The sequence below is a fragment of the Microbacterium sp. 22215 genome (assembly GCF_052045655.1).
Taxonomy (GTDB): domain Bacteria; phylum Actinomycetota; class Actinomycetes; order Actinomycetales; family Microbacteriaceae; genus Microbacterium; species Microbacterium phyllosphaerae.
In genome coordinates, this window is sequence record NZ_JBQEPC010000015.1 from 22,596 (window position 1) to 31,350 (window position 8,755).

At 69.7% G+C, this 8,755-nt stretch carries 7 protein-coding genes; all 7 read left to right on the forward strand.

Features of this window, described 5'->3' with window-relative positions:
• Window positions 1-34 precede the first annotated feature (34 nt).
• The 7 genes from ACTJKH_RS17630 (at window position 35) to rocD (ending at window position 8,740) form a co-directional block, all read left to right on the forward strand.
• On the forward strand, window positions 35-3,730 hold the full coding sequence (locus tag ACTJKH_RS17630) for a proline dehydrogenase family protein (protein ID WP_440737994.1): 3,696 nt from the start codon (window positions 35-37) through the stop codon (window positions 3,728-3,730).
• A gap of 7 nt (window positions 3,731-3,737) precedes the next feature.
• Window positions 3,738-4,427, forward strand: coding sequence for a hypothetical protein (locus ACTJKH_RS17635; protein ID WP_440737995.1), 690 nt, complete (start codon window positions 3,738-3,740; stop codon window positions 4,425-4,427).
• A 234-nt stretch (window positions 4,428-4,661) separates the two neighbouring features.
• On the forward strand, window positions 4,662-5,096 hold the full coding sequence (locus ACTJKH_RS17640) for a hypothetical protein (RefSeq protein ID WP_440737996.1): 435 nt from the start codon (window positions 4,662-4,664) through the stop codon (window positions 5,094-5,096).
• Entirely contained in the window at window positions 5,096-5,326 is a 231-nt protein-coding gene (locus tag ACTJKH_RS17645) for a helix-turn-helix transcriptional regulator (RefSeq protein ID WP_440737997.1), read from the forward strand. The genes ACTJKH_RS17640 and ACTJKH_RS17645 overlap by 1 nt, the downstream gene beginning before the upstream one ends.
• 1 nt (window position 5,327) lies before the next feature.
• Window positions 5,328-6,368, forward strand: coding sequence for an NAD(P)-dependent alcohol dehydrogenase (locus ACTJKH_RS17650; protein ID WP_440737998.1), 1,041 nt, complete (start codon window positions 5,328-5,330; stop codon window positions 6,366-6,368).
• 282 nt (window positions 6,369-6,650) lie between these two features.
• Entirely contained in the window at window positions 6,651-7,538 is an 888-nt protein-coding gene (gene ddaH / locus ACTJKH_RS17655) for a dimethylargininase (protein WP_440737999.1), read from the forward strand.
• A complete protein-coding gene (gene rocD, locus ACTJKH_RS17660; RefSeq protein ID WP_440738000.1) occupies window positions 7,535-8,740 on the forward strand; it encodes an ornithine--oxo-acid transaminase in 1,206 nt (401 codons plus the stop codon). Before ddaH ends, rocD begins: the two co-directional genes overlap by 4 nt.
• The last annotated feature ends 15 nt before the right edge of the window (window positions 8,741-8,755 follow it).

The window sequence follows — 8,755 nt, forward strand, 5'->3', positions numbered from 1 at the left end:
GGCCGCGCGCCCACCGCAGTCCTAGGCTGAGGTCATGGCCGACCCGACGCCCTCCACGGATCCCGAATCCGCCTCTCTCGCGGACCGTGCGGTCGAACTCGCTCGCCGCTGGGTGATCGAGGCGGCGGCCGCCGACGTCGACCCCGCGGCGGAGCGCCTCGCCGGAGTGCTGCAGGATGCCAACGGGCTGCCGTTCACCCTGGGTTTCGTCGACGGGGTCATGCGCCCAGAGAGCCTGGGGGCCGCGGCCTCGCAGCTGCACCGCATCGCGCCGATCGTGCCCGACTTCCTGCCCTGGTACCTGCGTTCCGCCGTGCGGCTCGGCGGCGGCGTCGCACAGATCCTGCCGAGCCCCGTGGTGCCCATCGCGCGCAGGGTGCTGCGCGACATGGTCGGCCATCTTGTCGTCGATGCCCGTCCGACCAAGCTGGGTCCGGCGATCGAGAAGATCCGCGAATCCGGTGCGCGTCTGAACCTCAACCTGCTCGGCGAGGCGGTGCTCGGTGAAGCCGAGGCGCAGCGGCGGCTCGACGGCATCCATGATCTGATCCGTCGCCCCGACGTCGACTACGTCTCGGTGAAGGTGTCGGCGATCATCAGCCACATCTCGATGTGGGCGTTCGACGAGGTCGTCGACGCGGTGGTCGAGCGTCTGCTGCCGCTGTATCTGACCGCTGCGTCCGACCGCACGTTCATCAACCTCGACATGGAGGAGTACCGCGACCTCGACCTGACGATCGCGGTGTTCACCCGCATCCTCGAGGACCCGCGCCTGGAGGGCCTCGAAGCGGGCATCGTGCTGCAGGCCTATCTGCCCGACGCCCTGCCCGCCCTGCAGCAGCTGACCGCGTGGGCGCGCGACCGCGTCGACCGTGGTGGCGCACCGATCAAGGTGCGGCTCGTCAAGGGCGCCAACCTCGCCATGGAGCGGGTCGAGGCGCAGATGCACGGGTGGGAGCAGGCGACCTACGACACCAAGCTCGACACCGACGCGAACTACCTGCGCTGCCTCGACTGGGCGCTGCGCTCCGAGAACATCGACGCGGTGCACCTGGGAATCGCGGGGCACAACCTGTTCGGCATCGCGTACGCGTGGCTGCTCGCGGGGGAGCGGGGCCTACGCGGTCTCGCGGCTGACGGCACGGCGGCCGGCCAGCCGCCGATCGAGTTCGAGATGCTGCTCGGCATGGCCCAGGGGCAGGTGCAGGCGGTCTCGCGCGCGGTCGGCGAGGTGCTGCTCTACGTGCCGGTCGTGAAGCCCGACGAGTTCGACGTCGCGATCAGCTATCTCGTGCGCCGGCTCGAGGAGAACGCGTCGAACGACAACTTCCTCTCCGCCGCCTTCCGGCTCGGCGATGACGAGTCGCTCTTCGTGCGCGAGCAGGACAGGTTCCTCGACGCGCTCGACCGCTCGATCTCGCCGACCCTGCAGGTGGGGGCGCTGCGCACCCAGGACCGGCTCGCCCCCGTGCACGAGTCGGTGCGTCCGGCACCCGCGGCCGTGGCGCCGGAAGAGGGCTTGACCAAGGCGGTGCTCGGCATCTCTCGAGGCTCGGATGACTCGGGCGAGCCGTTCCTCGAGACCGCGGTCTACGCCCCGCGCGAGGTCGACGAGGGCACGGGCGGTGCCCCCGGGTTCGAGAATACCGCCGACAGCGACCCGTCGCTTCCGGTCAACCGCGAGTGGGCGCGCGAGATCCACGCGCGGATCGCCGACTCGACTCTGGGTGCGGCGACCATCGAGGCCGCCCGCATCGACGACGACGCCGTGCTCGAGAGCACGATCGCCGGGGTGCGGGATGCCGGAGCCCACTGGGGAGCCCGTCCCGCCGCGGAACGTGCCGAGGTTCTGCTCCGCGCCGCTGCCGCGCTCGAGGCCCGGCGCGGGGAGCTCATCGAGGTCGCCGCCGCAGAAACGGGCAAGGTCTTCGCCGAGGCCGACATCGAGGTCAGCGAAGCCGTCGACTTCGCGCGTTACTACGCCGCAAAGGCGCGAGAGCTGGATGCCGTCGCCGGCGCCGCCTTCGAACCCGCCCGCGTGACCGTCGTCACCCCTCCGTGGAACTTCCCCCTCGCGATCCCCGCCGGCGGAGTGCTCGCCGCGCTCGCCGCAGGATCCGGTGTCGTGTTCAAGCCCGCTCCGCAGTCCCGACGCTGCGCGGCCGTGATCGCCGAGACGCTCTGGGAGGTCGGCGTGCCTCGCGATGTGCTCGCGCTCGTCGACATCGAGGAGGGCGATCTCGGTCGCGCGCTGATCGCGCACGAGTCGGTGGACCGTGTCATCCTCACCGGGTCCTGGGAGACCGCCGCGTTGTTCCGCTCGTGGCGGCCCGACCTGCCGCTGCTCGCCGAGACCAGCGGCAAGAACGCGATGATCATCACGCCCTCGGCCGACCTCGATCTCGCGGTCTCGGACCTGGTGCGCAGTGCCTTCGGGCACGCGGGGCAGAAGTGCTCGGCCGCGTCCTTGGCGATCCTCGTCGGGCCGGTCGGTCGCTCCAAGCGGTTCGCCCGGCAGCTGGCGGATGCCACGCGGTCGCTGCATGTCGGCTGGCCCACCGATCCGCGCGCCGAGGTCGGGCCCGTGATCGAGAGGCCGCAGGGCAAGCTCGCCTGGGCGCTCACCGAGCTCGAGGGCGAGGAGCAGTGGCTCATCGAGCCCGCGGTCTCGGTCGACGACGAGAGCGGACGGCTATGGCGCCCCGGCATCCGCGTCGGTGTGCAGCCGGGGTCGCGCTTCCACACCGAGGAGTTCTTCGGGCCGGTACTCGGCATCATGCATGCGCCGACCCTCGAGCGGGCGATCGAGATGCAGAACGCCGTGGCCTACGGGCTGACCGCGGGGCTGCACACGCAGGATCCCGCCGAGCTCTCGCTGTGGCTCGACCGCGTGCAGGCGGGCAACCTCTATGTGAACCGCGGCATCACGGGCGCGATCGTGCAGCGTCAGCCGTTCGGCGGCTGGAAGCGCTCCTCGGTCGGACCGGGCACCAAGGCCGGCGGCCCCAACTACCTCGTCGGACTCGGAACCTGGCGCTCGAGCGGATCGGGCCCCGTGTCGAGCACGCTGCATCTGCGGGGCCTGGACTCGCGCATCACCGAGCTGATCGAATCGGCCCAGCCGTCCCTCGACTACGAGGCGTTCGAATGGCTGCGTCGCTCAGCGCTGTCGGATGCCCTCGCCTGGGACCGCGAGTTCGGCCAGGTGCGCGACGTCTCGCACCTCGGCATCGAGCGCAACCTCTTCCGCTACCGCCCCGTGCCGGTCGCGATCAGGGCGACCGCGGATGCCGGGTGGCAGGAGCTGCTGCGCGTCGTGGTCGCCGCGGTCCGCGCCGGTTCCGCGTTCGTGCTGTCGACCCCTGTCGGGCTGCCGCCTGAGGTGCGTCGCGCGCTCGGATCCCTGGGAGCGGTCGTGTTCATGGAGAGCGACGACGAGTGGATCGACCGGATGCGGCGGCGAGAGGCCGGTTCCGCAGACGCGCTCGCATCGCTCGGCGCCGAGCCCCGGCCGAATCGGGTGCGGCTCGTGGGTTCACGCGACGCGGTCACGACGCTGCATCGCGCGCTGGCCGTGGCGGTCGACGGCGACCCCGACCTCGCGGTGTACGACGGCGAGGTCACCTCGGCCGGACGCATCGAACTGCTGCCCTTCGTGCACGAGCAGGCCATCGCGATCACCGCGCATCGCTACGGCAACCCCGACCGCACCTTCGCGGATGTGATCTGATCCATCCGTGGACGACATCGAACGGCTGGCGCGCGCATGGCGCGAGGTCCACGACGGTGAGACCGGGCATGCCTATGGTGAGGCGCTCGAAGCGGCCGGGTGCATTGATGAGGCAGCGATCGTGTACCGAGAACTGGCGGATGCGGGATTTCTGATCGGCTTTGCGGACCTCGCTTGGCTGGAGCATGAGCGCGGCAACGTCGCCGTGAGTCACGAACTGCTCGCCGACTACCTTCGCGCGGACACGAGTCCGGATGAGCAGACCGATCTCATCGCGGGCGTACTCGGACACTGGCAGTGGTGCGACGACCGCAACTTCGATGCCGAATCGCTCTTGCGGCGCGGCGCTGACGCCTATCCGTCCGCGCGCGCCGATCTCAGCCACCTTCTGCGCGAGTCCGACCGTGAGGGAGAAGCTGAGGACATTCTTCGGGCCGGGGTCGCTCAGGCGGAAGTCGAGAGCTTTCTTCCGTTGGCGAATCTGCTGGAAGAAGGTGGTCGGGTCGACGAAGCTGTCGAGGTCCTGCGGCTGGGGTACGCGCTCGGTGACGCCTTTTCCGCCTACAACCTCTCACTCATCCTCGATGACAGGGATGACGTAACGGAGGCGCGTGAGTGGCGTTGGCGGGCCGCCGAGGGTGGGGACGACAAGGCGATCGAGGTGCTGTCGGACGTCGACGAACCGCCGAGCGACTGACGTCACGCTCGGGCGGCCCGGTCTTCGCTTCACCGTCTGAGTGGTTCGGCACCGGACAACCGGAGTGCCTTCGCGTGCGTGGTCAAAAGCGCATCGCAATCGCGCGATTCGGATGCTTTTTTGACCACCGCTGCCGACACGCCGCCGCCATCACCGAGCGTGTAAAGAATTCTTGACACAGCGGATGCCGCGGACGTACCCTCATGTCAAGAATCTTTTACATCGGAGGGCATCATGGTCTACGAGGAGCGCAACGCCTGGTCGGGTCTGATCGTCAGCGCCGTCGTGATCTCGGCGTACGTCATCATCGTGCTGCAGCAGGCTGCCGGGAGGGCGGTGACCGAGGTCGACTGGCTCCCGCCGATGCTGTGGACGATCGGTGCCGGCATCGTGGCCACGATCGTGATCAGCATCGTCTGGGGGATCATCGCCGGCGCGAAGGATCCTGACGGTGTCGGCAGGTCCGACGTCCGCGACCGCGACATCAGCCGCATGGGCGCCCGCGTCGAGCAGGCCTTCGTCGTCATCGCCGGGCTCGGCGTGATCGCCCTGTGCGCCGTCGGGGCCGATGTCTTCTGGATCGCCAACACGATGTTCGCTGGGTTCGCCGTGTCGGCCGTCGTCGGCAGCGTCGCGCGCGTCGTCGCCTACCGGCGGGGGCTCGTCTGATGGTCAAGCCGACGCTCGTCTCCAACCGCATCCGTGCCCACCGCGAAGCAGCGGGGCTCACTCAGGCCGAGCTCGCGCGCAGCATCGGCGTGACCCGGCAGACGCTCATCGCGATCGAGCAGGAGAAGTACTCCCCGTCGCTCGAGCTCGCGTTCCAGATCGCCCGCGCCTTCGGCGTCGGGCTCGACGACCTGTTCCAGTACCCGGAACCTTCGATGAAGGATGCCTGAGATGACCGACATGATGCCCGCCTGGGTGCGGGAGACGTACGGCCCGGCCGACGGGTTCCGGCTCGAGCACATCCCGATGCCGGTGCCGCGCCGGGGCGAGGTCGTGCTGCGGGTCGAGGCGACCGCTCTCAGCGCGGGAGACGTCCGGCTGATGCTCGGTGACCCACTGCTCGTGCGCCCGGTCTTCGGCCTGACGCGACCCAAGCATCCGGTGCGGGGCATGGAGGTCGCCGGCACCGTCGTGGCCGTGGGCGAGAACGCGATCGGCGCCGAACTCGGAGAGCGCGTCGTCGGCGAGCTCGTCGGCGGCGGCGGCCTCGCCTCGCACGTCGCAGTTCCGGCCGCGCGACTCGTGCCGATCCCGCCCGACGTGTCCTCCGTGACCGCGGCCACGCTGCCGGTGTCCGCGGGCACGGCCTGGCAGGCGCTCGACCGCGCGAGCATCGGCATCCACTCCGAACTCCGCGCCGACCGACGACGATCTGCGCACGCGGTGCCTCGGGTGCTCGTGATCGGTGCGTCCGGAGGAGTCGGAACGTTCGCGGTGCAGCTCGCCGCGCTGCGCGGGGCCGAGGTCTGGGCGACGTGCGGGGAGCGCAACGCGCGGCTCGTCGAGCACCTCGGCGCGGTGCGCACGCTCGATCACCGCCGCTCGCCGCTGTCGGCCCTGCCCGCGGGGCACTTCGACGCGGTGATCGACATCGCCGGCGGCATCGGCCTGCGGGAGTTGCAGCGACTGGTCGCGCCGGGTGGCTCGGTCGTGCTCGTGACGGGAGACGGCGGGCACGTGCTGGGGCCCATCCCGCGGATGCTGAAGGCGGCCATCCTGTCAGTCGGGTCGAGTCGGCGCATCCGCCCGCTCGCGGCGACGCCCCGCCCCGAAATCCTCGCGAAGCTACTGGAGCTCACGGCCGAGGGGCGCATCACCCCTGTGATCGAGCACGAATACGGCTTCGATCAGGCATCCGCTGCGCTCGCGCACCTCGAGGCAGGGCACACGGTCGGCAAGGTCGTCGTGCGCGCCGTCGAATCGCGTGAATGACCCGATTCCCGTTCGCCCCCCAGTCCCGTTCGCCCCCCCAGCCCCGTTCGAATCGCGCACTTTGCAGCATCTGCCGCCCCGAAGCTGCAAAGTGAGCGATTCGAAAGGGGAGGACGGAAGCAGCGCGGCTCGCGCTCTGGCGGCGTTCAGGGGCGGGTGACAGAATGGATGCTGGCGTGCCCGAGTCGCATCTTCCCCGGGCGCCGACTCTCACCGAGCGGCGCGGGTCGAAGGACCGCCGGGCCCCTGGACAGCGTCCGCCGCATCCGTTCGAGGAGCCCCATGTCTGTCGAAACCACTGCGTCGACGTCCGAGACCGCCATTCCGGTGCGCACTGCACACCACCGTCACTACCTGATGTGCAAGCCGTCGCACTTCACCGTGAACTACTCGATCAACCCGTGGATGGAGCCGTCCAAGCCGACCGACACGGCCAGGGCCGTCGAGCAGTGGCAGAAGCTGCACGACCTGTACCTCGAGCTCGGCCACGACGTCGAGCTGATCGAACCCCTCGCCGGCTACCCCGACATGGTCTACACCGCGAACGGCGGATTCCTGATCGACGGCCGCGCGTACGTGCCGAAGTTCCGGTTCGTCGAGCGCCAGGGTGAGGCACCTGCGTTCGCCGACTGGTTCCGCGGCGCCGGGTACGACACCGTCATCCCCGAGGAGGTCAACGAGGGCGAGGGCGACTTCCTACTCGTCGGCGACGTGATCCTCGCAGGCACGGGCTTCCGCTCCACGGGCGACAGCCACCGCGAGGTCGGTGAGGTCTTCGGCCGCGAGGTCGTCTCCCTCAACCTCGTCGATCCGCGCTTCTACCACCTCGACACCGCCATCGCGGTGCTCGATCCGGTGCAGGGCGTCGAGCACGGCGGGCCCGAGCGCGCCAACATCGCCTACCTGCCCGGCGCGTTCGACGATCAGAGCCGCGCGATCCTCGAAGAGCGTTTCCCCGACGCGATCCTCGTGTCCGATGAGGACGGCTCGGTCTTCGGCCTCAACTCCGCCAGCGACGGGTACAACGTGATCATCTCGCCGCGGGCGAAGGGCTTCGAGGTGCAGCTGCGCGAGCGCGGCTACAACCCGATCATGGTCGACCTGTCCGAGCTGCTGCTCGGTGGCGGCGGCATCAAGTGCTGCACCCTCGAACTGCGCGGTGAGGCATGACCGCCGTCGAGCCCGGCGTCGAGGACACGGCCGAGCCGCACGTCGCCCACAACTACCACCCGCTGCCGGTCAACATCGCCCGCGGTGAGGGTGCGTGGGTGACGGATGTCGAGGGCAAGCGCTACCTCGACCTGCTCGCCGCGTACTCCGCCGTGAACTTCGGGCACCGGCATCCGGCGCTCGTGGCCGCGCTCACCGAGCAGCTCGGCCGGGTGACCCTGACGAGCCGCGCGTTCATGAGCGATCGGCTCGAGCCGTTCGCCGCGGCGCTCGCTGCACTGTCGGGCAAAGACATGGTGCTGCCGATGAACACGGGAGCCGAGGCCGTCGAGACGGGCATCAAGGTCGCCCGTGCATGGGGGTACCGGGTCAAGGGCATCGCCGAGGGCAAGGCGCGCATCATCGTCGCCGCCGGCAACTTCCACGGGCGCACCACCACGATCGTCAGCTTCAGTGACGACGAGCAGGCGCGGGCCGACTTCGGTCCGTACACTCCGGGTTTCGACGTGGTCCCCTACGGGGATGCGGATGCCGTCGCCGCCGCGATCACCGAAGACACCGCCGCCGTGCTGATCGAACCGATCCAGGGTGAGGGCGGGGTGGTGATCCCACCCGAGGGATACCTGCGTCGCATCCGTGAGATCTGCGACGAGAAGCACGTGCTGTTCATCGCCGACGAGATCCAGTCGGGTCTCGGCCGTGTGGGTGAGACGTTCGCCTGCGATCGCGAGGGTGTCGTGCCCGACCTGTACCTGCTGGGCAAGGCGCTCGGTGGGGGGATCCTTCCCGTCTCCGCAGTGGTGGGGAACACCGATGTGCTCGGCGTGATCCGTCCCGGTGAGCACGGATCGACGTTCGGCGGCAACCCGCTCGCGGCGGCCGTCGGTCTTCGTGTGGTCGAGATGCTCGAGTCGGGGGAGTTCCAGGAACGTGCTCGCGCTCTGGGTGCTCATCTGGCCGCCGGCCTCGAACCTCTGATCGGTCATGGTGTCACTGAGGTGCGCATCGCCGGCCTGTGGGCGGGCGTCGACATCGACCCGGCCAAGGGCACCGGCCGCGAGATCGCCGAGAAGCTCCTCGATCGTGGAGTCCTGGTGAAGGACACCCACGGTCAGACCATCCGCATCGCTCCGCCGCTCGTCATCCGGGCGACGGAACTCGACTGGGCCGTCGAGCAGCTGAAGCTGGTCCTGGGGTCCTGAGTCCCGTCCGCCGGG